The organism is Engelhardtia mirabilis, assembly GCF_007748095.1.
Lineage (GTDB): Bacteria > Planctomycetota > UBA1135 > UBA1135.
Window position 1 is genome coordinate 6,353,691 of sequence record NZ_CP036287.1, and the last position, 25,357, is coordinate 6,379,047.

The window sequence follows — 25,357 nt, forward strand, 5'->3', positions numbered from 1 at the left end:
ACCCAGTTCGCTGGGGTAAATCCGAGTTGGACCCGTAACCACGGCGGCTCTCGATCGGTCCTTCGGACATGGACTCGATCATCTGGCAAGCTGGGCGCGACGAAGACCGTCTCTCATTCGAGCACTTCGTGCCCCTCGAGTGTCCGTGGAGCAGCTGCCCCTCGCGGAACAGCGAGGCGACCTACCGAGCTCACTCAAACGGCTCCTTCCTGAGGAAATGCGACGGAAGGAGGGTTCCACGCTTCCGATGCCCCGCCTGCAAGGCTGGCTTCTCGGCACAGACCTTCCGCGTCGACTACCGACTCAAGAAGCCCCAGCTTCTTCGACTGCACATGGAGCTGTTTGTCTCCAAGGTCACCCTCAGGCAGACGGCTCGGATATCGGGCGCGAACTACGACACGGTCGCGCGGCATCAGCGCCTCCTGGGAGTCCACTGCCGCGCACTCCAACGCTCGCTTCTCATTCGCTCCAGAGACGCCACCTCGAGCGGGAGCGAGCTGGGCGGTAGCGCTCCGAGCGACGGCGATCAGAACAGCCGCATCACAACGATCGCATTCGACGAACTCGAGACCTTCGAGACCGACCGGGTGAACAAGCCGGTCACTGCCGCGGTCGTCGTCGACGCGAAGTCGCTGTTCATCTTGGAGGTGGAGGTCGGGGCTCTTCCGCAAAGGCGCCGCCGTGGCTCGAAACGGCGAGATTCGGGGCAGGCGGGTTCGAGCGGGACGACTCGTCGCTCGGGATCCAGGCGTGCCGTGCGGTCTGCGCTCCGACGAACGGCCGAATGGCTCGGCACCGAGGCGCGTGTCGTCGCGATCTCCGACAAGAAAAGGACCTACCCGGCAGCACTGAAGAGGGCCTTTGGCACCAGGTGCATCGCACACGTCCAAGTGAGCTCGAAGGCACGCCGAATCAACTCGAATCCCCTCTTTCCCGCGAATCTGACCCTGGCAATGCTGCGCGACGGCGTGTCGCGGCTCGTCCGGCGGTCGTGGGCCCACTCGAAGCTTCGATCTCGCCTCCGACTCCATCTCTGGATCTGGATCGCCTGGCGCAATTGGTGCCGCGATCGAGTCGTTGGCTCGCGCGGACACACGGCGGCCATGGAGGCTGGACACGCGAATCAACCGTTGAGTCGGGGCCGACTCCTCGGCTGGCACGGCCGATTCACCTGGCTAGCAGGCCGTCCTTGATTGGCGGATGGAGCGGTACGACGGGACCCACTTCGGCGGACAGACCCCAGCGAAGTGGGGCAGCATCACTTGATGTCGTAGCGCTTGAGCTTCCGATACAAGGTGCTCTTCCCGATCTTCAACAACCGAGCCGCCGCCAACTTGTCCCCCCCCGTGTGCTCGAGCGCCCGCAACAACGCCTTGCGCTCGAACGACTCCAATGAGATGGGCTCCTCCTCGACCGCCGCCGCCTCGACCCCGTACTGGGTCCGCGGGGCAGGCATCGGCGACACCGGCGTGAGCACGTGCGTCCCCGTCGGTCGATCGGTCCTCGGTCGCTGGGGCGCCATCTCGTCATTGCGGGTGAGCGAGGCGTGCAGGTCCCGCAACTTGCGCGGCAGCTGATCGACATCCACCACCGGCTCGGTCGCCGCCCGGCAGGCGCGCTCGACCATGCTCTCGAGCTCGCGCACGTTCCCCAGCCAGTCGAAGGACTCGATCACCCAGAGGGCTTCGTCGCTGAATCGGGGTCGGCCGAGGTGAACGCCGTAGCGCTGGGCAAAGTGCTCGGCCAGCGGAACGATGTCCTCGCGGCGCTCACGCAGGGGCGCGAGACGCAGCACGTGGTTGGCGAAGAGCTTGCGCAACTCGGGGTCGAAGGTGCCGGCTTCGACGCGGCTGGTCAGGTCGCCGGCATCGTGGGCGATCAGTCGGCAGCTCAAGCGTCGCTGGGTCGCATCGCCGACGCGCGTGGTGCGTCCGGTGGTCACGGCTTCGACCAAGCGCCTCTGAAGGGCAGAGGGCATCAGGCCGATGTCAGCCAACAGCAAGGAGCCGTGGGAGGCTCGCTCGAGCAGGCCCGGGGCGGCCTTGTCGGCGCCGTCGAAGGCCCCTGCGCTGTGGCCGAAGAGCTCGCGCTCGAGGGACTCGGGCGCCATGGCGCCACAGTCGACGGTGAGGAACGGCCCGCGGCGGTTGGAGCCGTGGTGCAGGGCACGCGCGGCGCGGTGCCGTCCAGTGCCCTCCTCACCAACCAACAGGACCGGGTCGGATTCCTTGGCGAGCTCCGCCAGTCGAGCGCGGAGGTCGACCGTGCTATCCGCTTCGCCCACCATGTTGCCCGGGTGGAAGACCGAGCGGGCCGCTTCGATCAGCGGCGCCAACTCCCGATCGCGGCGGTCGGCGACCGATGCGCTGCGCTCTTGGATCAGGACGATCCGAAGGCCCGGGTCGGGGTGGCCCGGGCGCGGAACGAGGGGGATCACCGACGCGGTGAGGCGCAGGGTGTCGCGGGCGGAGGTCGGCCGCAGGTCGAAGCGGAAGCCGTGTCGAGGCTCGGTGCGTGCGTCGCGGACGAAGGCTTCGAGGCCCGAGCCCACGGCGAGGGAACCCAGATTGCGGCCCTCGACGTCGCGACCGAACAACTCGCGGCCACCGCGATCGACCAGCCGTACGAGGCCTTCCGAATCGACGACCATCAGGGCATCGAGAACCGCTGAATCCCCGCGCGGACCGCCCTTCGCACCGCCCTCGCTGGCCCGCAGGGCCACCTCCAGATCAGCCCCGCGACGACGCTCTTCGAGTAGCCGCCGGTTGTGCTCGTCCAGCAGGCGGTTCTGGAGGTGCAGGTCGTCCTGCAGCGCCTTCGTCCGCAGCATGGCGCGCACGACGTCCTCGAGCAGGGTGTTGTCGCCCTTGATCAGGAACGAGTCGCAACCGGACTCATAGCCACGGTGAAGCTCGTCGCGCCCCTTCACCTGCCCGCTCACCAGCACCACCGGAACGGCGTGCACATGGGGCATGGCCTTGATGCGTCGGCAGACCTCGTAGCCGTCGATGCCTGCGCCCAGCATGACGTCGACGAGGAACAGGTCGAAGCCACCAGCTCGGGCTTCCATGACGCCCATCGCCCCGGTCGGTGCGATCACGACGACATGCCCTAAGTCCTGCAGGCGACTTTGGAGTAGGAGCTGGGTCCCTGGGTCGTCTTCGATGACGAGGATTCGTGCCACGGGGGTTTCCGCTGGTCCCACGAGGTGGAAGCGGGTGGGGGGATTGGGGGGTTGGGCGAGCGAGCGCGAACCCGTGCCATGGAGTCAGAACCGGGAACGCGAGGCGGGGTGACGAGGGGAGGGAGATGGCAGTGTCCCTGGAGATGAGTTAGCAACTCGCGTTGGACGGATCCACGACCGATCCGAAACCGTATCCGGGAACGCTTCCCCTATCAGGGAATGGCGCAGCGCAATCAGGCGATCGGGCCCGCCCCGATCGCCGTCATTCAGCGCAGGCCGTGCTCCTTCAACTTGCGGTAGAGCGTGCTGCGGCCGATGCCGAGCAGCCCTGCGGCCTCCTTCACGTTGCCCTGCGAGCGGCGCAGCGCCTCCTCGATGATCAGGGGCTCCCCCATCTCGAGCCGCAGCGGCTCGTCGACCGGGATGTCGAAGGCGATCGACGCCGAAGGATCGACGCCCACATGGGTCCCCGGCGTTGGGCGCTCCATCGGACGGGCGGGCATCAGGGTGCCCCTGCGCGCGAGCTCTTCATGCAGGTCGCGGAGCTCCGCCGGAAGATCGGAGACCTCGATCAGCGACCCACGGGCCATTCTGCAGGCCTCCTCGACCGCCGCGTCGAGTTCGCGCACGTCCCCCGGCCAATCGTGGTTCTCGAGCACCCAGGAGGCTTCTTCGCTCAGATCCCGCGGCGCGGACTTGGCCGAGAAGCGCGCCAGGGCGAAGCGGGCCAGGTCCAGTACGTCGTCTCGCCGCTCGGAAAGCGGAGGCAGGACCAGGGTCTCCGCCCCCAACTCGTCGGCCAGGGCCGTGGCGCGCGCCTGACCCCCGACAACGCCGACGAGCATCCGTGCCGCACTCTCCTGGCTCAGGGCGCGCAGCGATCGACGCCGGACAGTGGAGAGCCGATCGATGTCTTCGAACAGCAGGGTTCCATCGCCGGCCCGCTGGACCAGTTCGCGTAGCTCGGCGTCGCCACCGCCTTCGGCCTCGAGCACCGCACAGGGCACCGGGACGATCGGCCCGCGACGCTCACCGGTGAAGTGCAAGATGCGAGCGAGGCGCCGGATCTGTTGCGAGGTCGGGGCCGCGAGCACCAGCGGTCCGTTCTGGGTCGCGTGGCGCAGGAGGGCCGAACGCACCTCCGCAATCGCTGCGCTGCGCCCCACCAAGGTTCCGGGCTGGAACGCCTGACGCAGTTCGTCGCGACGCTCGGCCAGCTCCCAGGCGGCCCCCTCGCCAGCCTCGATGCCGCCCACCACGGCGGGCCCGTCGACCTGTTTCAGCAGCACGATGCGGGCATCGCGAGCCTCGCCCACCGCCGATCCCGGGAGGGGAATGACCGTGGCCGACACGCGCCGCGCCGGGATGCTGCCGCGCTGGGCCAGGGCGAACAGGTGCCCGGGGCGCAGCTCGTCGCGGGAATCGCGAACCCAGGCCTCCAGGCCGGTTCCGGGCGCCAGGGCCCCGACGTGCCGACCGCTGACCTCGCCGGCGAAGAGGGTGTGCGAGCCTCGATCCGCGGCGGTGACCACGCCGTCGGCGTCCACCACCAGCAGCGCGTCGGGCTCCACGACCACCTCGGCACCGTTCTGCGGATCGTGGTGGACCTTGTGCCCCCGCTCGAGGCGCTGGTTCTGGAGCTCGAGCAGTTGGTTCTGTCGGGCGAGTTCGTCCCGCAGGGCCTTCAGACGCAGCATCGCCCGGACCACGTCCTCGATCAGGGGGTCCTCGCCCTTGACCAGGTAGGAGTCGCAGCCGGCCTCGTAGCCCAGGTGCAGCTCACTGCGGTCTCGAACGCGGCCGCTGAGCAACACCACGGGCACTCCCTGCACCCCTGGCATCGACTTCAGTCGACGGCAGACCTCGTATCCGTCGACCCCCGGGCCGAGCTGGACGTCGACCACGAAGAGGTCGAAACCACCCGCGCGCGCCTCCATCAGCCCCATGGCTCCGGTAGGCGCGGTTACGACTTCGTGACCCAGGTCCTGTAGTCGACTTTGCAACAGGATCTGCGTGCCCGGCTCGTCCTCGATCACCAGGATTCGGCCCATGATCTATTCCCTCCCTGCCCGGTCTCCCGGGCGCTCCTCCTCGAATTGACGACTGGCTCGTTCCTCGGCGATCCGGCACCGAAGTACCGGGACCATTGGGGGCCAGCTTCCCTCTATCGTTACAGTCCCACCTCGAGGCCCCGCTGATGCAATGAAGCCTGGAACCCGGCGAGATCGTCTCGCTGCCGAAACACTTCTGGCCGAAGCCTTGGCGTCCACGGGCGAGGGGGAGCCGCAACAGCTCCAACTTAGTCGTCACCTGCGCCGGCTTGGCAATCCCGCTCTCGCACTGGAGGCGCAGGGGCTCTTCGAGCTGCGCCGGAGGGCCCGCCGCAAGCTGGCCGGGAGCGACCGCATCTTCCTTTCAGCAAAGGGATTGGAGCAGAGCTCCAGCCTCGCCGTCGCAGCCTGGCGAGCGGCCCGAGTCAATGCGTTGACGGCGCCCCACATGCCGCTGGTCGACCTCACCTGCGGGATCGGGTCCGACGCGGCGGCGCTGGCCGCTGGAGGACGCCCGGTCCTGGCACTCGATCGCGATCCCGAGACAGTCCTACTCGCGAGCCTCAACCTCGAGCGCCTGGTGGGCCCGGGGGCGCTCGCGGTGCGCGCCGACGCGAGCCGGCCGCCCCTGCGAAGCGAAGTCCTGTTGATGCTCGACGCCGATCGCCGACCGGAAGGTCGCCGCGAGCTTGACCCCGAACGCTGGGCCCCGGCCTGGTCCGCGGTGCTCGCCACGATCGCCCGCGCGCCCGGCGCCTGCATCAAGCTCGCACCAGCGGTCGAGGTCGACACGCTCGACGCAACCCTCCCGTCCGACCTCCCCCGCCGCTGGTCCTGGGTCGGCCTGGGCCGCGAGTTGGTCGAGGTCGTGCTCTGGACGGGGCAACTCGCGCCGTCGGACGCTCCGCCGTTCGAGGCCCTGGTGCTCGAGCGGGACGGAACCCTGCGCGGCGAAGTCGCGGGCGATGCCTGGGCCCGGAACCTCGCCACGCCCCTGACCGCGGCCGAGGTCGAAGCCTGCGCCTTCATCGTCGAGCCCCACGCCGCGGTCGTCCGCTCGGGCTTGATCGGCGCCCTGTGCCCCCAGCTCGGCGTTTCACCCCTGGGTCCGCGCCTGGCCTTTCTCGGCGGCCGGGAGCCGGTGCCCCACCCCCTGGCCCGGCGCTGGCGGGTCCTGGCCTCCTGCGCCGCCGACCGACGCCGGGTGCGGGCCATGCTCCGCGAGGCGGACGTCGGTCCGATCGAGGTCTTCACCCGCGGCCACCCCACCCCGCCGGAGAAGCTCGCCAAGTCCCTGCGCGGGCCCGGCCACTGCCCGGGAGTGGTCCTGATCGCGCGCCTGGCCGAAGGCCATCGGGCATTCCTGGTCGAAGAGGCCTGAACGCGGGCCGGTCCCGCGGCCGGCCGCCCTTATCCTGCCCGCCGCTCGTCCTCCCCATGTCCGACGGTCCCCCCACCGCGAAGCAAGAGTCCGGCTCGCTCGGCTCCCTGCTCCGCCACTCCCTCAACTACAGCCTGGTTCCGGTCGTCGGGCGGGTGATCTCCGTCGTGATGATCGCCTTCTACACCCGTTGGTTCGACACCGACGAGTATGGGACGGTCGACCTCGCCGATCTGCTGCTGGCCGGGCTGGTCCAGTTCATCGGCTGGAACCTGCTCAGCGGGATGCAGCGCTTCTACTTCGAGCGCACCGATCAGCGCGAGCGCAACGCGGTGGTCAGCTCCTGCGCGATCCTGCTGACGGCCGTGGGCTGGACCGTCGTCGGCGCGCTGTTGATGTTCCGCCACGAGCTGGCGCCGATCCTGATCTCGACCGAGGGCAGCGCCAACGTCTCGCCCAGCCAGATCGTGGACGTGGCCACCGTCGCGCTGCTGATCGTCCCCTTGCAGCTCTCGAGCCAGGCCGGCTTCTTCTACCTGCAGATCCAGAAGCAGTCCGGGCTCTACGCCAAGGTCGCGCTGGTGAAGCTCGTGTTCGAGCTGTCCCTGCGGATCTGGTTCCTGTTCGGCCTCGAGTGGGGTCCCGTCGGCTACCTCCTGCCGGTCCTGATCGGCGAGGGGCTGTGCACGATCTTCCTGACCGGCCACGTGCTCTGGCGCGTGGGCCTGGCGATCCACTGGGACATCCTGCGTCCGATCGTCGCCTACTCCCTGCCGCTGATCCCGGTGGGCGTGTTCCAGCTCGGGCTGCACTACGGCGACCGCCGCATGCTCGACCACTTCGCGGCCTCCGACGGTCTGGATCAGGTCGGCATCTACGGCCTGGGCTACAAGCTCGGCTTCCTGGTCACGATGGCCATGCTCGGCCCCTTCGTGCAGATCTTCCACCCCTGGCTCTACTCCGAGCAGGATCCGCAGGAGCAAGCCAAGAAGGTCGCGCGAGTCAGCACCTACGGGCTGGTCGCCATGAGCGCCGCGAGCCTGCTCGTGATCCTGTTCGGCAAGCAGGGCATCGACCTGCTGGCTTCCCAGGCCCAGTACCTGCCGGCCTGGCGCGTGGTGCCCCTGATCACCGTCGGCTACACCTTCTGGGCCGTCTACCACATCACCCAGATCCCGCTCTACATCGCCAAGGACACCTTCCCGCTGATGTGGATCAACGCCGCGGCCCTGTTGCTGAACGTGCTCTTGAACTGGTGGCTGGTTCCGCGCTACGGCTTCGTCGGCTCGGGCTGGGCCACGCTGGTGACCTTCGCTGCCTTGGCGGCCGGGGGCATGTTCGAGGCGCGGCGCGTGATGAGCGTCCCCTTCGAGCTGCGACGGCTGTCCTTGACGGTCGGAGCCGTGGCCGCGGCGGCCGCGGCCGCGCTCGAGCTCGACGCCAACCTCCCGGTGGCGACGATCGGCGAGCTGGCCCTGGCCGTCGCGCTCAAGGGCGCGATCGCGATCACGCTGCTCGCGGGCCTGTGGGCCGTCGTGCTCGAGCGTGACGAGCGCAGTCAGGTGACCGCATGGGCCCGCGCGCGCCTGGGTCGAGGCGGGGAGCGCGCCGCTTGAAGCTGGCCCAGTACGCGGTGATCTTCTGGACCCTGGGCCTGCTCGCCGCGGCCGAGCTGGCGCTCGAGTACCGGGCCCACGCGCGGGGCTGGGAGACCCTGCTCTTCGGCGGCCCGACCTACTCCGAGCTGCCCGTCGATTCCCCCTTCGGGCCGACGCCCGACTACCCCTTCCGCTCGCGCATCGTCCCGCGCGAGAAGCCCCCGGGCGTGCTGCGGATCTGGGTCGCCTCGGCCTCCTACGGCGAGCACATCTTCCTGCCCGCCGACCAGATCTTCCCCGTGGTGCTCGAGGACGAGCTGCGCGAGCGCGGCTTCGAGGTGCAGGTGCTGAACGCGAGCCGCGCCAGCCTCACCGCGCGCGCGGCGGTCCGCGACCTCGAGCTGGTCGCGCCGGCCTGGCAGCCGGACGTGGCCCTGATGTACCACCTGTCCAACGACCTCGACGGGCTGACCGCGCGCATGCTCGCGGTACGCGCCGACGAGGACGCCGAAGTGGTGATCGCCTCCGAGCGCGCCGAGACCCTGGCACCGACCGCCGAGGCGGCCCACCACGAGGGGCAGGCTCCCTGGCCGACCCGCCAGGCCCGTCGCACGACCCTCTACGAGCAGGCCAAGAACCAGATCGGCGCGCGGCTGACCCCGGCACGCATGCTCCGCGACCAGGTCCCGGACGAGGTGGCCGACGTCTTCGAAGCGCGGGCCGCGGACTTCATCGACGCCGCGCGCGCGCTGGGCGCCGTGCCGGTGCTGGTGACCTTCGCCACCAGCCATCCGCCCGGGGACCCCGACCTCTTCCCGGCGGGCTACCGACGCAACCTCTACCGCCACAACGGCGTGCTCTCGGTCGCCGGCTGGCGCGCCGGCGCCGCCGACTGGAACCGGCGCCTGGCCCGGCTCGGCGCCTCCAGCGGCACGACGGTCGTGGACCTCGCCGCCGCCGTCGCCGGCCACTCCGAGTTCTTCATCGACTTCGTGCACTTCACCCCCGCGGGCCACGCACAGGTCGCGCGCACCCTGGCCGACGCGCTGGCGCCGGTGCTCGAGGAGTTGCGAGCCAGGTGAGCTTCAACTCGGCCGAGTACCTCCTGTTCCTGCCGCTCGTGCTGATCCTGCACGGGCTGCTCGAGGGCCGTGAGAACCGGCGGCACTGGCTGCTGTTGGTCGCCAGCTACGGCTTCTACATGAGCTGGAACTGGCGCTACGCCGGCCTGATCGCCCTGTCGACCCTGGTCGACTTCTGGGTCGGCAAGCGCATGTCCCGCTCGGATTCCCCCTCCGAGCGGCGCCTGCTGCTGATGCTCAGCCTGGTGCTCAATCTGGGCATGTTGGCGGTCTTCAAGTACTGGGGCTTCTTCGCCGGCAGCGCCGAGAGCGTGTTCGAGCTGTTCGGCTCGAACCTCTCCCTGCCCAAGCACGACCTCCTGCTACCGGTCGGGATCAGCTTCTACACCTTCCAGACCCTCAGCTACACGATCGACCTCTACCGCCGGCAGATCGACGTCGAGCCGAGCCTGACGCGCTTCGCGCTCTTCGTCAGCTTCTTCCCGCAACTCGTCGCCGGCCCGATCGTGCGCGCCTCCGACTTCCTGCCGCAGCTGCGCGAGGAACGCTCCGTGCGCGCGGACCAGGTCCGCCGGGGCATGGCCCGCATCTTCCGCGGCCTGATCAAGAAGATCGTCTTCGCCGACATCCTGGCCGTGGCGTTGGTCGACCCGATGTTCGCCAGCCCCGGCGACTACGGCTCGCTCGACCTGCTCCTGGGCCTGTACGCCTACGCCTTCCAGATCTACGGCGACTTCTCCGGCTACAGCGACATCGCCATCGGCTCGGCCCTGTGCCTGGGCTACGAGCTGCCCGAGAACTTCAACCGGCCCTACCTCTCGCAGAACGTGCGGGAGTTCTGGACCCGCTGGCACATCAGCCTCTCGAGCTGGCTGCGCGACTACCTCTACATCCCCCTGGGCGGCAACCGCGTGGGGCCGCGGCGCACGGCGATCAACCTGATGCTGACCATGGGCCTGGGCGGCCTGTGGCACGGCGCCGCCTGGAACTTCGTGCTGTGGGGCATCTACCACGGCTTGCTGCTGATGTTCGCGCGCTCGAGCGACCGCCACGCCGAGGGCCAGCGCGATTCCACGGCCACGGTGCTGTGGCGCCGCATTGTGTGCTTCCACCTGGTGGTCGGCGGCTGGCTGTTGTTCCGCGTCAACAGCCTCGAGAACCTCGCCGACTACGCCACGGGCCTGGTGAGCATGCGCGGGGGCCTGCAGTCGAGCCCACTCGCGATCGGGGTCCTGGCCCTGGCCGCCCTGGCGCACTTCTTCCCGAAGGACGTGGTCGACCGCTGGCAGGAGCGTGGCGCGAGCTCGACCCCGGCCTGGCTCCAGGGCGCGGCCTATGCGGCGCTGATCGTCCTCTTCGTGGGCGCGACCTTGGACACGGCCGCCTTCATCTACTTCCAGTTCTGACCCGGCTACGGCCGTCCGGATCCGAGCCGCTCGCGCGAGCGGTGACCGACCCTCCAATCACCTGGCGGTCACGTTGACGAGCCGGCCCGATCGGCCGACGGGGCTACACTCGGATCCCTGCTGCGCGCGACATCGATGCCTCCCACCAAGACCATCACACCGGCCCGGCGTGCGATCGCCCTGGCCGTCTTCGCGAGCCTCCTGGCGGCGGTCGTCGTCAAGGATCGCGCGAGCCGCAGCGCACCGGTGCCCTCCAAGGGGTCGATCGGATTCCGACTGCGCGAGGTGTCCGCGGAGCACGGACTCGAGTTCCAGCACCGCGTGGCCCCGGTCGACGCCCAGATCGAGCACGTGGCCGACCACATCATGGCGGTCGGCGCCGCCGTCTCCGCCAGCGACTACGACCGCGACGGCTGGGTCGACCTCTACGTCACCAACTCCGACTTCGGCGCCCCCAACGCCCTGTTCCACAACCGCGGTGACGGCCGGTTCGAGGACGTCGCGGCCGCCGCGGGCGTGGCCGACCTGAACCTCCCCGGCCGCGGGGTCTCGATGGGCAGCGTGTGGGGCGACTACGACAACGACGGCGACGAGGACCTCTTCATCTACCGCTTCGGCTATCTGGCTCTGTTCCGCAACGACGGTCGAGAGGGCGGCAACTCAGGCGGAGGCGGCTTCGTCGAGGTCAGCCGCGAGGCGGGTCTCGAGCGCTGGATGAACTCCAACGGCGCGATCTGGTTCGACTACGACCGTGACGGCTACCTCGATCTGTTGGTCTTGGCCTACTACAGCTCGAAGCACGACCTGTGGCACCTGGCGACCACGAAGATCATGCACGACAGCGGGGAGTTCGCCACCAACGGCGAGCGCAACCTCCTGTTCCACAACAACGGTGACGGCACCTTCGAGGAGCTCGGCGAGCGGCTCGGCATGGACAGCCGCATGTGGAGCTACGCCGCCCTCTCCGCCGATTTCAACCGCGACGGCTGGCCCGACGTCTACGTGGCCAACGACTACGGCTCCGAGGAGCTGTGGCTGAACGTCGAAGGCCAACGCTTCGAATCCGCCGAGGCCAACCTCGGCCACGACAGCAAGAGCGGCATGTCGGTGGCGCTGGGCAACGTTCGCAACGACGGGCGCAACTCGGTCTTCGTCACCAACATCTCGAGCCCCGGCTACGTGTTCCACGGCAACAACCTGCGAGAGAGCCGCATGGATGGCGCCGGCGTGATGGTCCAGAAGGCGCGGGGCGCCCTGGTGGACACCGGCTGGTCCTGGGGGGCCCAGTTCGGCGATCTGGACCGCGACGGCTTCCAGGACCTGGTGGTGGTCAACGGCTTCATTTCGGGCGATCGGGACCGCAGCTACTGGTACGACTCCTCCAAGCTCTCCGGCGGGGCCGGCGGGATCATGGCCGACGCGGCGAACTGGCCGCCCATCGAGGGCCGCAGCCAATCTGGCTACGAGCGCAGCGCGGTGCTCCACAACAACGGCGACGGCACCTTCGCCGACGTGGCCGAGGCGGTCGGGATCACCGACACCTACGACGGCCGCGCGGTGATCCTGGCGGACCTGGAGAACCGCGGCGCGCTCGACGTGGTCGTGGCGAACCAGAAGGGGCCGCTCTTGCTGTACCGCAACGAGCCCGCGGGCGGCGCGTGGATCGGCTTCGAGCTAGAAGGCACCGTGTCCAACCGCAGCGCGATCGGCGCCGAGGCCGAGTTGACCTTCGGCCCCAACGTCCAGCGCCAGGTGGTGAACGGGGGCACGGGCTTCTCATCACAGAACGACCGCCGCCTGTTCTTCGGCCTGGGCGAGAACGATCGCGACCTGCACCTGACCCTGCGCTGGCCGTCCGGGCGGGTGCAGGAACTCGACGGCCTCGAAGCCGGGCGCTACCACCACCTGGTCGAACCCGAGGGCGACTGAATCCGCCTCCGGCCGAGCCACGAACCCGCCCGGACCCGCCAACAACGACCATGACCACCGCCCAACCCACCCTCCAGCAGCCGCGCCCGAGCTCGCCCCTGCAGTGGGCGGCGTCCCTGAACCCCAAGTGGCTGATCACGATCCTGATCACGCTGATCCTGGTGGTGGCCCAGGTCTCGGTGGACCTGTTGTCGGACATCTGGATCCTCCCGGCGGCCCTGGGTGCGGCGGTGCTGACCGAGAGCGTGCTCTCGTTGGCCCTGCGCGGGCACCTGGTCAGCATCCAGAGCGCCTACATCAGCGGCATCTCGATGACGATCCTGACCAAGCCCCAGCAGGGCTTGATCTGGCCCTTCGTGCTGGGCGCCGCGATCTCGATCGCCAGCAAGTACGCCCTGACCTACCGCGGCCGACACCTGTGGAACCCGACCAACTTCGGGATCAGCATCATGCTGCTCCTGGCACCGGGCTCGGTGGCGGTGCTCTCGACCCAGTTCGACAACTCGATCTGGCCCCTGCTGGTGATCTGGACCGTCGGCCTCCTGGTGGCGAGCCGGGCCAAGATTCTGCACGTGACCGGCGCCTACCTGGCGTCCTTCGTGGCCCTGGCGGGGATGCGCGCACTGCTGACCGGCGACTCGTTCGTGACCGAGCTGGCTCCGGTGACGGGGCCGATGTACCAGCTCTTCCTGTTCTTCATGATCACGGACCCGCCCACGACGGTCTCCACCAAGCGCGGCCGGATCGCAGTCGCGATCACCATCGCCGTGGTCGAGTGTGGGATCCGCCTGCTCGACGAACTCCCGGTCGAGACGCCGCTGCACGTTCTGTTGCAGGCGCCGCCGATCTTCGCCCTCGCCATCGTGGGCCCGATCGCCAAGGTCATCGACCTGCGTCGCAAGGCCTGACAGCTGGGAGCCCCGCCCGCTCGCCAACGGTGCCGAGCGCCGCTTCCGCTCGACCGTCCGGAACGACGACTGCCTCGGTCCGACCCGCGATCCCCGGCTCGTGCGAGCAGGCCCCTTGCGGGCAAACAGGGCGGTCGGCGAGCCGACCGCCCCGATGCCACGTAGCTTCTCCAGGAGGGGTTCTCCGCCTCGACGGGCGAGCCCGTTCGCGACGATTGAGAGCCAGAGAAATAGGTAGGGGAGGACGCCCCCCCGGGGTCCTCCCCATTTGGTCCGTGGAAATCCGGACCCGACGCTCCCGGCCTGCCCAGCCGGGGTTGGCAGCGACCGAAGCCTCCAACATGGATGCTCGCTCGCTCACCAGGGCGACGTCGCCGCGCCTGGCAGAGGGATCTACGGTCGGGCGCTGACCCGGTTACCGAGCGGCCCCGAAAAAATCCCGCGAGTGGTTGTCGAACGCTCCCACGGATGCGCCGCAGGCCCCTGGGGCGCATCAGGGGCGCTCCCCCGCGCCTCGGGCCCGCGGGAGAGTCTCAGATCCCGAAGCGGTAGCCGCCGTCGACCGGCAGCAACACCCCGGTCACGTTCTCGGCCTCGAGCAGGAAGCGCACCGCCCGCGCCACATCGAGGGGGCTGCCCTCGCGCCCGCGCAGGGTCGCCGCACGGTCGTCGTCGGCGCGCTCCTGGGGGTAGTCCTGCGGAAACAGCACGGGCCCCGGCCCCACGGCGTTGACCCGCACCCTCGGGGCCAGGGCCTTGGCCAGGCCGTAGGTCATCGAGACCACCCCCGCCTTGGCCATGCAGTAGGGCAGGCTGTCGGGCCAGGGGCGGTCGAAGGAGACGTCGGCGATGCTCACGATCGCTCCGCCGCCGCGGGCGCGCATGCGGGTGCCCAGGGTCTGGGCCCAGAAGAAAGGCCCACGCAGGTTGACTTCGAGGGCCGCGTCGAAGTCCTCCTGCTCCAGGTTCTCGATCGCCACGTGCGGCCAAGTTGCCGCGGAATTCACCAGCCAATCGATGGGCCCCAATTCGCTCTCGGCCTCGTCGCAGGCCGCGCGCACGGCTGCCACGTCGCGCTGATCGGCTGCGACGACGATGGCGCGCCGACCCAGGGCCCGCACGGCCTCGGCCGTCTCCTCACCCGGTCCGTGGGAGCGGTTGACGTGGATCGCCACATCCGCCCCGGCCCGCGCCAACTCGAGCGCGATCTCGCGCCCGACGCGCACGCCGGCGCCCGTCACCAGGGCACGCCGCCCCGCTCCGACCCTTGACTGCTCTTCCATGGCCGGATCATCGGCCCTCCCGCGCACGCTTGGAAGTCGCCGGGTCAGAGGGACAGCAGGCCACTCTCGCGCAGGAAGATCAGCACGCCCATCAAGAGCAGGAACACCGCAAAGCCGCGCGTCAGGGTGCGGTGCGAGACCTTCTTGCCGAGGGAACGCCCCCAGAAGCTGGCCAGGGCCCCGACGCCGATGAAGGCCCCCAGCAGGCCGAAGTCGAGCTCCACGTGCTCGCCGGCCGACAGGTACCAACCCACGAAGCCGGTGAACGACTTGGTCGAGATGATCGCCAGGCTGGTGCCCACCGCGCGCTTCATGTCCAGCCCACCGAGCACGACCAGGGCCGGCACGATGATGAAGCCGCCGCCGACGCCGACCATGCCGGTCACGAGGCCGACGATCAGCCCGTCGAAGACCATGCGCCAGGCAGTCCGCTGAACGCGATCCTCCTCGGCCTCGAGTTCGGCCGGATTCGCCATGAACCAGGCGGCGGTGAGCATCATCGCCGCGAAGAGGCACAGCTTGATCGGACCGTCGCGACCGGGGAACCACTGCCCCAGCAGGGGGGCCAGGTACTTCCCCGCCTCGTAGGTACCGACCATGCTCGGCACCCCGAACCACCCGACGCTGCGCCACTCGACAGTGCCCTTGCGCGCGTAGGGCAGGCAGGCGAAGAACGAGATCCCGCCCACCACGAACAGGGCGCCGGTGAAGGCGGTGTCGACCTCCTGCCCGCACAGGTAGCGCAGGATCGGCACCATCAGGATCGACCCGCCGGCGCCCAAGAGGCCCATGGAGAGCCCGATCAAGAGTGCGCCGATGACGACGGGCATGGCGTCAGATCAGCGAGCCGCGACTGCTTGCGCGGCCCGATCGCTCTGGGTGAGCGGCTGGCTCACGGGGTGACCGAGGGGGGCGGCGAGGGACATCGGGTGCGAGAGGATACGCCCCGTCCTCGGTCGAGTCAGGTAGCCGAGCTCCAATCGCACCCGGATCGGGAGTGTCCGGACGACAGCCCTTCGCCGCGTGTCGGCGATGGCACGGCGATGGCACGGCGAGCCTACGGCCGCGCCGCTCTCTCGCGGGGTCGGAGCCGATTCGATCGGAGAGGGAGCCTTGGTGGCGCGGTCGAGGCTCCCGCAGCAGTCTTCGGCGCAGCCGCGGGAGGTCGCGCGACTCGAGCCGCGCGTGCCGGCGAGCGATCTGGGGCCGCGGCGGCGTCGAAGAGTGAGGACTTGCAACCAGACGGACGAGCACCCGCAGCCCGTGTGGGATCCAGCCGCCTGATTCGGATCAGGGGCACTGCGGTAGGCTCCTGCATGCCCGTCGAAGGTGGACCACCGGCGTTCGAAGCCGAGCCGAGCGAGGAGATGCAGCAAGGGACCGCCGGGGCCCCCTCGAGCACGTGCGGGTCCGCCCAGGCGCCCGTCGACCCGTGGACGAGAGAGCTGTGAGCTTCGATCCAGTCCGACCGAAGCGGACATGGTTCGCGTTCGCCATCGTCGGCCTGTTGGCTGCGGCCCTGATCTACGTCCTTTGGAGGACCTCGGAAGGTGGATCGCCACCGACGACCGACTCGCAGCCGGAGGCCGATCCGCGCACCGGCGAGCCTGCCGGCCTGGTTCGACTTCGGGCTGGCGATCCCGAGCAACGGTCGATCCCGGTCGTCTCGAATGAGGTCGAGCTCCGGCTCGCCTACCTGCTTCCCGACGGCTCCCGCGTCGATCAGTTCCCGGCACTCGCATCCTCGACAGGTGGATCGGGCCCCATCACCGTCGACCCATTCGTCTTGGTCCGCAAGAGCGACGGTGAGTACCGCCTGGCACGTGCCCGTCGCAGCACCCTTCGCCTCCCGATCCCGGAGTACGAGGGATCGACGGTCATCCGGGCCTATGGGCCTTCGCGAGTGCTGCCGGCCGTGCAGGGGATGGCGATCGTCGACGCCCCCGGGCAAGAGGTGACCTTCTCCGCCCAGGGTTTCGAGCGAGACGACCTGCTGCGGGAACGACTGGTCGAGTACGCGCCCGATGCTCCCGAATGGGAGAGGATGGCCATCGTCAGCGAGTGCCCGCCAGGGCCAGATCTCGGGCGAGTGATGCCTCTGTCGACCATGGACAATCACCCCGATGGCGGGTGGATCTCCGTCGACGCCGGGCCGTGGCGCCGCTATGGAGCTGGCGCTCGCTTTGCCTCGGTCAGGGACGCGGTCACCAGGGCACTGCGTCCGTCCACCCCGGTGATGTGCGACCTCGACCAACTCGACCCCGCGAGTTGGGGTGACGACCCACGTGGCTATCTCGAGGTGTTCACCCGTCAGAGTGCTGCATCCGTCTACCGGCCGGCCTACTACCTGGATGTCCGAGTCGACGGCCCCATACAACTCCCGCTGCATGAGGGTTCGGAGTTCATGGTCGAGCTCTTCGAACGCGAGTCGGGAATCCTGCGGGCAAGGGGTGAGTGCGGCCCTGGATGGACCGGGACGGGTTGCCGCATTGGCCTGACGGCTGTTCCGGATGAGCGCGAGCTCGGTCGACTCGTCGGCAGGATCGACTTGAGAGGCGGACGGACCCTGTCGGAGCTTGAGCTGCACTCCATCCATCTGTTCAGGCAACCGCGTGTCGCGGGCCGGAGCGTCTCGATGCCATCCGAGCTCGTCACGGGACAGCAGGTCCTTGCCTTCGACCTGGCCCTGCCGTCTGGCGACTACACGTTTGACTTCCCCGCCATCGGATTCTCGAAGGACGTATCCGTCCATCAGGGCCTGACGTCGTCGGTGGAGTACCAGGTGCCGGCGCCGGTGACCGTCTCTCTGGTGAGCGGGGCAGACGACGGCGAGGAAAGGACACCGTTCGAGGTCCTGAGCCTGAGGGGCGTCGACTTGTCGCGCGCTGCGACCGTCGAAAGTCCATCCCAACTGACTCTCTCCCCAGGCCGCTACGCTGGGACCCTACGCTCGGGTCAATCGAATCGACTCGCTGTCAGTTTCGACGTACCAAGGGGCGGCGGGGTGGTGGAGGTCGAAGTCAGGGAGCGAGAGCTCTTGGCCGTCCAGTCGGAAGCCGGCGTCGACCTGGGGGGCGACACCGAGAACGCGATGCTCTTCGATCGGGGGGGCGACCCGATCGAGGCACGGGTGGTCGGGGTCCGCGGCGGCCTCGATGTGGAGGGTCGCGCGGTGAACCAAGAGCTTCGATTCGAGTTGGTGTCCGGCGGGGCCAACGACTTGGCGACCCTCTTGCTCTGGACGCCCCATGAAGACGGAGAAACGTCGATCTGGCGAGTCGGGGAGGACCTGGCGCCGTGGATGGCCGTCGAGCTTGCTCCGTAGTGCGGGGATCACGTCGGCCCGGTGGGCGCGTGCCGCGACGCCTCGGTCGGCACCGCCGAGTCCGGCGGCGCGCTCGCCGGTGTGCTCCGCCAGCGTGAAGGCGTAAGAGGCAGGCTCGGCTCGCCGAGTCCATGCACCCCGGGCTCGGGAGGTCCGAGCTCAGCCCTTCGCGGAGCCTGCGGACTCCACGGCGAGCATTCCGCCGCGCAGCTCCATCACAGGGCCGAAGCCCTCGCGCTCGAGGATCGCGGCTGCCGGCGACGAGCGGTAACCGCTACGGCAGATCAAGAGCAACGGCCGATCGCGCGGCAGCTCCGCGGTCCGGCCGGCCAGCTCGACCAGGGGCACGTGGACCGCGCCGTCCAAGTGGCCGTCGGCCCATTCGCCCGGCGCGCGGATGTCCACCGGCAGGGGCGCGCCTGTGCCGGACAGCAGCGTCGGCAGCGCGCTCGCCTCGACCCGCGGGAAGCTGCGCACCAGGTCCGGGCGCGCGGCGAAGGCCTGCTCGGCCCCGTCGAGGTAGCCCAGCACGCGGTCGAGGCCGACCCGCGCCAGGCGCACGGCGACCTCGCGCTCGGTGCCGGGCTTCGTGACGACCACGATCGGGCGCTCGAGGTCGAGCAGGCTCCCGGCCCAGGAGGCGAAGCGACCCTCGAGGCCGATCGCGTCGCTGCCCGCGAGGTGGCCGGCGGCGAAGGCCTCGGCCCCGCGCACGTCGAGCACCTGGGCACCCTCGGCCTGGGCGGCGAGCACCTGGTCGAGGGTCATCGCCGGCGGTCCGTCCCCGACCAGCCGGTCGAGGCCCTCCACCTGCCCGCGGTTGAGGGTCGCGTCGTGGGCGAAGTAGGCCGGCGCGGCGGGCTGGCCGGTCGTGAGCTCCGCCACGAACTCCTCCTTGCCGAGGGGCCGCAGGGCCGGGTTGGTGGCCCGCTGCTCGCCGATGGTCGAGCGCTCCGCGTCCGACAGGGACTTGCCGCAGGCGGACCCGGCGCCGTGACCCGGGTAGACCACGGTGTCGTCGGGCAGGGCCAGGAGCTTGTCGTGCAGCGAGTCGTACATCTCGCTCGCCAGCTCCTGCGCGGTGACCCCCACCGACGCCATCAGGTCCGGCCGCCCCACGTCGCCGATGAAGAGCGTGTCGCCGGTCAGGGCGTAGAGCGGCACCGCCGCGTCGGGCGCCAGGTCGCGGACCAGCCAGGTGACCGACTCCGGGGTGTGCCCGGGGGTCTCGAGGGCCTCGATCGACACCTGGCCGAACTCGACCCGGTCGCCGTCGCCCATGGGCCGGAACTCGTAGTCCGCCGTGGCCCTGCGCCCCAGGTACAGGGTCGCCCCCGTGCGCCGCGCCAGCTCCAGGTGCCCGGCCACGAAGTCCGCGTGGAAGTGGGTCAGGAAGACGTGCCGGATGGTCGCCCCGTGGCGCGCCGCCGCCTCGAGGTAGAGCTCCACGTCCCGCCGCGGATCGACCACGGCCGCCGTCTTGGTGAGCTCGTCGACGATCAGGTAGGAGGCCTGGGACAGGCAGCCGAGGTAGTGGCGCTCGAGGATCACGGTTGAGTGGGGGTTGGCCCAGGGGGAAGCTCAGGGGAGTCCCGAAGGGGACGCGGAGCGAGGATCCGGCGGCCGGCGCCCCCGCAGATCGGGCATCGAAGGTCGCCAGGCAAGCCGGCCCGGCAGATCCGTTCCAGCCACCGGGTGCGGCTACCCGATACGGCGGATGGTGGGCGATGAGGGATTCGAACCCACGACTTCTTCCTTGTAAGGGAAGCACTCTGACCAGCTGAGTTAATCGCCCCCGAGGCCCGGCAGGATACCCGCCCGAGCCCAGAGAGGGACCCTGCGAGCCTGCCGCCGGGGGCTGGGCCGGGTATCCTCTGCCGCTCGTTCCGCCGGACGGGAGCCTCCGGGCCCCCTCCAGCCCCCAGACCCCCCCCTACGATCCATGCGCATCGCAGTCATCGGTACCGGCTACGTAGGACTCGTCGCCGGGACCTGCTTCGCCGAGAGCGGCAACACGGTCACCTGCGTCGACATCGACGAAGAGAAGGTTCGCAAGCTGAAGGACGGCCACGTCCCGATCTACGAGCCCGGCCTCGAGGAGCTGCTGAAGCGGAACGTCCACGACGGCCGCCTGCACTTCACGACCAACTACGCCGAGGCCGTCCCCGGCGCCCACGCGGTGTTCATCGCGGTCGGCACGCCCCCGGGCGAGGACGGCAGCGCAGACCTGCAGTACGTGGTGGCGGCGGCCAAGTCGACGGCCGAGTCGATGACCGGCTACACCGTGGTGGTCGACAAGTCGACCGTGCCGGTGGGCACCGCCCGCAAGGTCCAGGCGGCCCTGGCGGAGAGCACCAGCCACCCCTTCGACGTGGTCTCGAACCCGGAGTTCCTCAAGGAAGGCGCCGCCATCGACGACTTCCTGAAGCCCGACCGGGTCGTCATCGGCAGCGACAGCCAGCGCGCCGCCGAGGTCATGGACGAGCTCTACGCGCCCTTCGTCCGCACCGGCAACCCGATCATCCACATGGACGTGGAGTCGGCCGAGCTGACCAAGTACGCCGCCAACGCCATGCTGGCCACGCGCATCTCGTTCATGAACGAGATCGCCAACATCTGCATGCGGGTCGGCGCCAACGTCGACCAGGTCAGGAAGGGCATCGGCTCGGACGACCGCATCGGTTCGCGCTTCCTCTTCGCCGGCCTGGGTTACGGGGGCTCCTGCTTCCCCAAGGACGTCAAGGCCATCGTCCAGACCTCCCAGCAGCACGGCTACGAGTTCAAGATCCTGCAGGCGGTCGAGGCGGTGAACGAGAACCAGAAGCGGCTGCTGTTCGACCAGGTCTCCTCCCACTACGGCGGGCAGCTCGCGGGCAAGCGCATCGCGATCTGGGGCCTGTCCTTCAAGCCCAACACGGACGACATGCGGGAGGCCCCCGCGGTCGTGGTGATCGACCACCTGCTGGCCGCCGGCGCCGAGGTCGTGACCTACGACCCCGAGGCCATGGACGAGGCCAAGCGCTGGCACCTGGCCGACCGCGTGACCTACGCGACCGCGCCCATGAGCGCCCTCGACGACGCCGACTGCCTGGTCCTGGTCACCGAGTGGAACGAGTTCCGCCGGCCCGACTTCGACGAGGTCAAGCAGCGCCTGAAGACCCCCGTGATCTTCGACGGCCGCAACATCTACAACCGCAGGACCCTCGAGGCCCAGGGCTTCACCTACTACGGCATTGGCACCTGACGGCGGTGGCGTCAGCACCTGACGGCGGTCACTGACCAAGGTCGGAGTCGGACGCGACGAACGACACCTGGTTCCATCGGCGGGCGCACCGAACTTCGGTCCCCCCAACGCGGCGCGGTGTCCCCGATCGGGGAACCGCGCCGCTGTCGTTCGGGCAAAGTTTTTTCGGGGGCGGCGCCCCGCGCGGGGAGTTCTGCGGGCAGCCGGGGTGCCTCGCGCGGCTCGGTGAGCGCATGTCGCGCCGGCCCTCGACGCTCCCGCGGCGCGCCGCACTCGACGTGGTCGGAGAGGTTCACTCGGCCCGCGCGCGCTACGCGTCGGAGCGATCTTCAAGGGCCACGTCGCGGAGCGCGAGCGGCTGCGAGCGAGGCCGCGACGTCGCGGCGTGGCCACGGTCGCACATGACACGCGACGGCCGAAAATCGTCCTTCTCGGCTACGTCAGGGCCGATTTGGAATCACGCGGCGCCGGTGCGCGGCGGCGTGGGCCGTTGCGCGCGCGAGCTTGTCGACCGCTCGTTCACCGGCGCCGTCCACCAATGGAACGACCCGCGCCCAGCGGAAGGGCACGGGTCGTTCTCGGTGTCGTGTCGATCGATGAAGACCTGAGCTCGGAGCGCCGCGACCAGTGATCTGGTCAGCCGAAGAATGAACAACGGCGCTCCGTCCCGTGCCTTCTGCAAATCCAAATGAAGGATCGGACGGAAGATGTCAAGAGCTTGTGCCTCGGCAGAGGAGAAGTGCCCAGTTGTGCGACCACGCATCCGCGCGGGGAACGCGAGTGGATCAACGATCGTCAGAGTCACGTAGCCGCGCGTCGAACGCGGCGCAGCGCAGCTCCACCACTCCGCGCATCCGCATCAATGCCCGGCGTACGCGGTCGCCGCTCGGCGTGTCTCGGGCGGCGACGGCCTGGTGGTGGTGGTGGCACGCATCGATCCAGCCCGCCGCACGACCCAGGTCACCGGCAGCGACGTCGGCCAGGACCAACTCGTCGAAGGCCCGCACGCTGTAGACGGGATCACGGGCATCGTGCGCCAGGGCCACCAAGACCCGCTCGGCCTCCTCGCCGCGACCCAGGGCCAGGGACATGCGGGCCGACCACAGGCGCGCGTGGTCGCGATCGCCCTCGTCCAACTCACGGTCCTGGGCGCAGGCCGCGTAGGTCGCCGCCGCGCTGCGAACCTCTCCCCGCCGACGCTGCAGGTCGGCGAGCTCGAGACGCCAGCGCGCGGCGCTCGGTCCGACGGCCACGGCGTCGAGGGCTCGCGCGATCTCCACTGCGGCCTCGTCCAACAGACCCAGGGCGCGCAGCTCCCCCGCGGCCGCCGCAGCAGCCGCGGCAGCGCTGGCCGAGTCGCCCTGGTGCAGCTCGCCGACGGCGTGCAACGCGTCCACCGCCCGCAGCCGGCCGAGCAGGCGCGACCGTCCCTCGAGGGCCCGGGCCCGCTCGAGCTGCTGCTGCGCCGCGCGCAACTGCGCGGCGCCATCCGCAAGAGGTGTGGTGCTCGAGGAGGACGTGGCGCCGCACAGCTCGCAGCGCCGAGGCCCCTGCGAGGGGCTCTGGCTCGAGCCCGTGAACGCCATCAGTGCCGCGAGCAGCGCGGCGCTGGCTGGTCCGGGCGGGCGGGCCCCTCGGCACGCGCTCCACATGTCGGCCGCTCGAAGACCGATCACGCCACCGCCTCCCGCTGCCGGCCTGCGTGCAACGCGACCTCGCGCTCGAACAGAGTTCGAAGACGGGCCCGCGCGCGGAACAGGCGCACCTTGAGCGTCTGCTGTGCAACGCCGTGGCGCTCGGCGGACTCTCGACAGGGCCAGCACAGCTCGTAGTGCTCGAACAGGAGCTGCCGATCGAACGGGACTAGGCGCGAGCGCGCCCGGGCGAGCAGGCGACAGGCGGTGGCGAAGGACAGGGGCTGGCCGTCCTCCAGCCAGAAGTCCTCACCCGGCTCGAGGATGTCGGGCGGCTCGCACTCGCGGCCGAACGGCTCGGCCCCCAGCTCGCCCCCCACGTCCTCGATGGCGAAGAGGCTGCGCCGACCCGCGTCGATTCGGGCTCGGTCGACCAACACGTTGCGCGCGATTTGCACGAGCCAGGGCCGCAGCGGTGCGCCCGAGCGCAGGGCGCTCGCGTAGCGCAGGGCCCGCAACAGACTCTCCTGCACCACGTCGTCGACCTCGTGCGAGTCGCGGCAACGACGAGCCACGGCCCGCGCCACCTCCGGGCGCAGGCGCGCGAGCTCCGACCGCACCCGCGCCGACTCGAACTCGCTCCTTGACTCGGCGGAGTCCGGACAGGCCCCCGCGACTCGATCCGCGGCCCGCTTCGATAGCGCCGACATGGAGCGCCTCCTCTCCGCCTCCCGGCGGTGCGAGCACGCCGCCCCATGCGACGCGCGGCTGCACGAACGCACACAGGCCCGGTCGTGTTTCGACGACCGCCATACTCCGGGGGCCCGCTCAGGGAGCGCGCCTCGCAGAAGGAGGGAATCGACGGCAATTCCGCTCTTCCTCAGCGGGTCGCGAACCGAAGTGGAGCGGCTCCGAACGGGAGCGGGCGGCGCCGGGTCATCCCGTCGCCGCCCGCGCCCCTCGCCTGGCGAGGATCTCGCCCCGCCGTCAGCGGGATCGCCCCCCTACCTCCATCCGTCAGCGCACGTAGCGCTTGGCCTCGTCGGCCCAGACGCTGTCGGGGTAGCGACGCTGCACCTCGCGCATCATCCGACGGCCCCGCGCCTTGGCCTGCTCGTCCTGGTTCAGGTCGGCGAGCTGCAGGAAGCAAGAGCCCGCGTGGAAGGTCGCCTTGGAGGCGTAGCGCGCTTCGTCGCCGTAGAGCACGACCACGCGCAGGTAGAGCATCTGCGCCCGCTGCAGCCCCGCAGCGTCGTTGGCCACGGAGGCGGGCAAGAAGTTGCAGTCGCCCAGCCCGACGGTCGCGCCGGCGCGGGTGGCCGGCAGGGCTCCGTCGGATTCCAGGGCCTGCTCGAAGACGGTCCGCGCGGAGTCCAGGTGCGCGGCGCGCTCGGCGGGGTTGGCGTTGGCCAGCTCCAGGTAGACCTCGCCCTGGGCCACGAGCGCGCGGTCGCGGACGGTCGGGTAGGTCGACCCCGCCTGGGCTTCGAGCTGCTCGAGGGCCTCGATCCGCTTTGCGCCACTGCGATCGCCGTCGATGGCCGCCAGCTCGACCTGCGCCGCCAGGGTGTAGCGATCGGAGAGGCCGCGGGACTTGGCCAGCTCGGTCAGACCGGTCAGGGTCGCCCGCGCGCTCTCGCGGTCACCGGACTGCACCTGGGCCTCGGCCTTGGCCAAGTAGGCATCCGGCACGTGGCGCGACTCGGGGAAGCGCGCGATCAGGTCGGACGCGGCCGCCTGGGTCGCGGCGAGCTTGTTGCTCGAGGCGTTGATCTCGACCGCCCGCTTGGCGGCGGCCGCCGGCCCCCAGGGGAAGCGCTTGTCGGGGTTCGTCGAGAGGCTGGCGTCGACGTAGTAGCCGAGCTCGACCAGGGCCTGCTCCACCTGACCCTCGGCGACCAGCGCGTCGGCCTCGTCGATGGCCTGGGGCAGGCGGTCGTACTCGATCCGCAGGACCTGGTGCGTGGGGACCTCTTCGCGGTCGTTGCGCTGGCGGTAGCGGACCACGGCGAGCTCCTCCGACTGGATCGTGACATCCGCGATCTTGCGGCCGTCGACGAGCGTGATGGTGTCGGCGCCGACGGTCTGGGCCGCGACGAGGAGGGTCACGGCGGCGGCGAGGGAGGTGCGGAGGCTGAGCATGGTCTGGGTCGGTCGGTTGGTCCCGTCGCGCCGGAGGGGAAGCCGGACGATGGACGGAGCGGGGCTTCGCGGGCGGCGTCGGCCCCCCCTGTACCCCTCCCGTCGCGGGAGGTTGCAGGCCTGGTGGCGGCGGATCCGCCGGGCGGATGGGCCGAGCAGGATAGGAGCGCTCCCGCGAGACTGTCAACGC

General features: G+C 70.0%; 18 protein-coding genes and 1 tRNA gene. 9 read left to right on the top strand and 10 right to left on the bottom strand.

Annotated elements, in window-relative coordinates:
* Positions 1 to 68: 68 nt before the first annotated feature.
* The gene (locus Pla133_RS23425) at positions 69 to 1,193 is read left to right on the top strand and encodes a hypothetical protein (RefSeq protein WP_145069855.1); all 1,125 of its coding nucleotides are present in this window, start codon (positions 69 to 71) and stop codon (positions 1,191 to 1,193) included.
* Positions 1,194 to 1,258: 65 nt separating this feature from the next.
* Here Pla133_RS23425 and Pla133_RS23430 read toward each other — a convergent pair whose 3' ends face one another.
* Together Pla133_RS23430 and Pla133_RS23435 are read right to left on the bottom strand one after the other, a co-directional pair.
* Positions 1,259 to 3,184, bottom strand: a complete 1,926-nt coding sequence (locus tag Pla133_RS23430) for a sigma 54-interacting transcriptional regulator (RefSeq protein WP_419191892.1) — start codon at positions 3,182 to 3,184, stop codon at positions 1,259 to 1,261.
* A gap of 266 nt (positions 3,185 to 3,450) precedes the next feature.
* Complete coding sequence (locus Pla133_RS23435) at positions 3,451 to 5,235, bottom strand: AAA-type ATPase lid domain-containing protein (protein ID WP_145069859.1); 1,785 nt, start codon at positions 5,233 to 5,235, stop codon at positions 3,451 to 3,453.
* Between the two features lie 208 nt (positions 5,236 to 5,443).
* On the opposite strand from Pla133_RS23435, the gene Pla133_RS23440 reads away from it, so the two are divergent.
* The 6 genes from Pla133_RS23440 to Pla133_RS23465 all read left to right on the top strand — a co-directional run bounded on the left by Pla133_RS23440 (position 5,444) and on the right by Pla133_RS23465 (position 13,539).
* Entirely contained in the window at positions 5,444 to 6,616 is a 1,173-nt protein-coding gene (locus Pla133_RS23440) for a THUMP-like domain-containing protein (RefSeq protein WP_145069861.1), read from the top strand.
* 56 nt (positions 6,617 to 6,672) lie between these two features.
* Positions 6,673 to 8,232 (top strand): lipopolysaccharide biosynthesis protein, encoded by a 1,560-nt coding sequence (locus Pla133_RS23445; RefSeq protein ID WP_145069863.1) that lies wholly within the window; start codon positions 6,673 to 6,675, stop codon positions 8,230 to 8,232.
* The gene (locus Pla133_RS23450) at positions 8,229 to 9,296 is read left to right on the top strand and encodes an SGNH/GDSL hydrolase family protein (RefSeq protein ID WP_145069865.1); all 1,068 of its coding nucleotides are present in this window, start codon (positions 8,229 to 8,231) and stop codon (positions 9,294 to 9,296) included. Before Pla133_RS23445 ends, Pla133_RS23450 begins: the two co-directional genes overlap by 4 nt.
* Positions 9,293 to 10,702, top strand: coding sequence for an MBOAT family O-acyltransferase (locus Pla133_RS23455; RefSeq protein ID WP_145069867.1), 1,410 nt, complete (start codon positions 9,293 to 9,295; stop codon positions 10,700 to 10,702). Before Pla133_RS23450 ends, Pla133_RS23455 begins: the two co-directional genes overlap by 4 nt.
* A gap of 135 nt (positions 10,703 to 10,837) precedes the next feature.
* Entirely contained in the window at positions 10,838 to 12,631 is a 1,794-nt protein-coding gene (locus Pla133_RS23460; RefSeq protein ID WP_145069869.1) for a CRTAC1 family protein, read from the top strand.
* A 50-nt stretch (positions 12,632 to 12,681) separates the two neighbouring features.
* The gene (locus tag Pla133_RS23465) at positions 12,682 to 13,539 is read left to right on the top strand and encodes an RnfABCDGE type electron transport complex subunit D (RefSeq protein ID WP_145069871.1); all 858 of its coding nucleotides are present in this window, start codon (positions 12,682 to 12,684) and stop codon (positions 13,537 to 13,539) included.
* Between the two features lie 533 nt (positions 13,540 to 14,072).
* Here the strand turns inward: Pla133_RS23465 and Pla133_RS23470 are convergent.
* A complete protein-coding gene (locus Pla133_RS23470; protein ID WP_145069873.1) occupies positions 14,073 to 14,822 on the bottom strand; it encodes an SDR family NAD(P)-dependent oxidoreductase in 750 nt (249 codons plus the stop codon).
* 44 nt (positions 14,823 to 14,866) lie between these two features.
* Entirely contained in the window at positions 14,867 to 15,652 is a 786-nt protein-coding gene (locus Pla133_RS23475) for a sulfite exporter TauE/SafE family protein (protein WP_145069875.1), read from the bottom strand.
* A 602-nt stretch (positions 15,653 to 16,254) separates the two neighbouring features.
* Here Pla133_RS23475 and Pla133_RS23480 point away from each other — a divergent pair.
* Complete coding sequence (locus Pla133_RS23480) at positions 16,255 to 18,147, top strand: hypothetical protein (protein ID WP_145069877.1); 1,893 nt, start codon at positions 16,255 to 16,257, stop codon at positions 18,145 to 18,147.
* A 159-nt stretch (positions 18,148 to 18,306) separates the two neighbouring features.
* Here the strand turns inward: Pla133_RS23480 and Pla133_RS23485 are convergent, their stop codons facing one another.
* Both Pla133_RS23485 and Pla133_RS23490 read right to left on the bottom strand, forming a co-directional pair.
* Positions 18,307 to 19,698, bottom strand: a complete 1,392-nt coding sequence (locus tag Pla133_RS23485) for an MBL fold metallo-hydrolase (protein ID WP_145069879.1) — start codon at positions 19,696 to 19,698, stop codon at positions 18,307 to 18,309.
* A gap of 167 nt (positions 19,699 to 19,865) precedes the next feature.
* Positions 19,866 to 19,942: transfer RNA gene (locus Pla133_RS23490), tRNA-Val, on the bottom strand.
* Positions 19,943 to 20,089: 147 nt separating this feature from the next.
* On the opposite strand from Pla133_RS23490, the gene Pla133_RS23495 reads away from it, so the two are divergent.
* Complete coding sequence (locus tag Pla133_RS23495; protein ID WP_145069881.1) at positions 20,090 to 21,391, top strand: UDP-glucose dehydrogenase family protein; 1,302 nt, start codon at positions 20,090 to 20,092, stop codon at positions 21,389 to 21,391.
* A gap of 440 nt (positions 21,392 to 21,831) precedes the next feature.
* On the opposite strand, the gene Pla133_RS26700 is transcribed toward Pla133_RS23495, so the two are convergent.
* From Pla133_RS26700 to Pla133_RS23510, 4 genes are all read right to left on the bottom strand, one after another.
* The gene (locus tag Pla133_RS26700) at positions 21,832 to 21,960 is read right to left on the bottom strand and encodes a hypothetical protein (RefSeq protein WP_419195410.1); all 129 of its coding nucleotides are present in this window, start codon (positions 21,958 to 21,960) and stop codon (positions 21,832 to 21,834) included.
* Positions 21,961 to 22,176: 216 nt separating this feature from the next.
* Complete coding sequence (locus tag Pla133_RS23500; RefSeq protein ID WP_145069883.1) at positions 22,177 to 23,067, bottom strand: hypothetical protein; 891 nt, start codon at positions 23,065 to 23,067, stop codon at positions 22,177 to 22,179.
* Positions 23,064 to 23,735: an RNA polymerase sigma factor gene (locus Pla133_RS23505; RefSeq protein ID WP_145069885.1), complete on the bottom strand. Its 672-nt coding sequence runs from the start codon at positions 23,733 to 23,735 to the stop codon at positions 23,064 to 23,066. The genes Pla133_RS23500 and Pla133_RS23505 overlap by 4 nt, the downstream gene beginning before the upstream one ends.
* A 307-nt stretch (positions 23,736 to 24,042) precedes the next feature.
* Positions 24,043 to 25,167 (bottom strand): YfgM family protein, encoded by a 1,125-nt coding sequence (locus tag Pla133_RS23510; RefSeq protein WP_145069887.1) that lies wholly within the window; start codon positions 25,165 to 25,167, stop codon positions 24,043 to 24,045.
* Between the last annotated feature and the right edge of the window lie 190 nt (positions 25,168 to 25,357).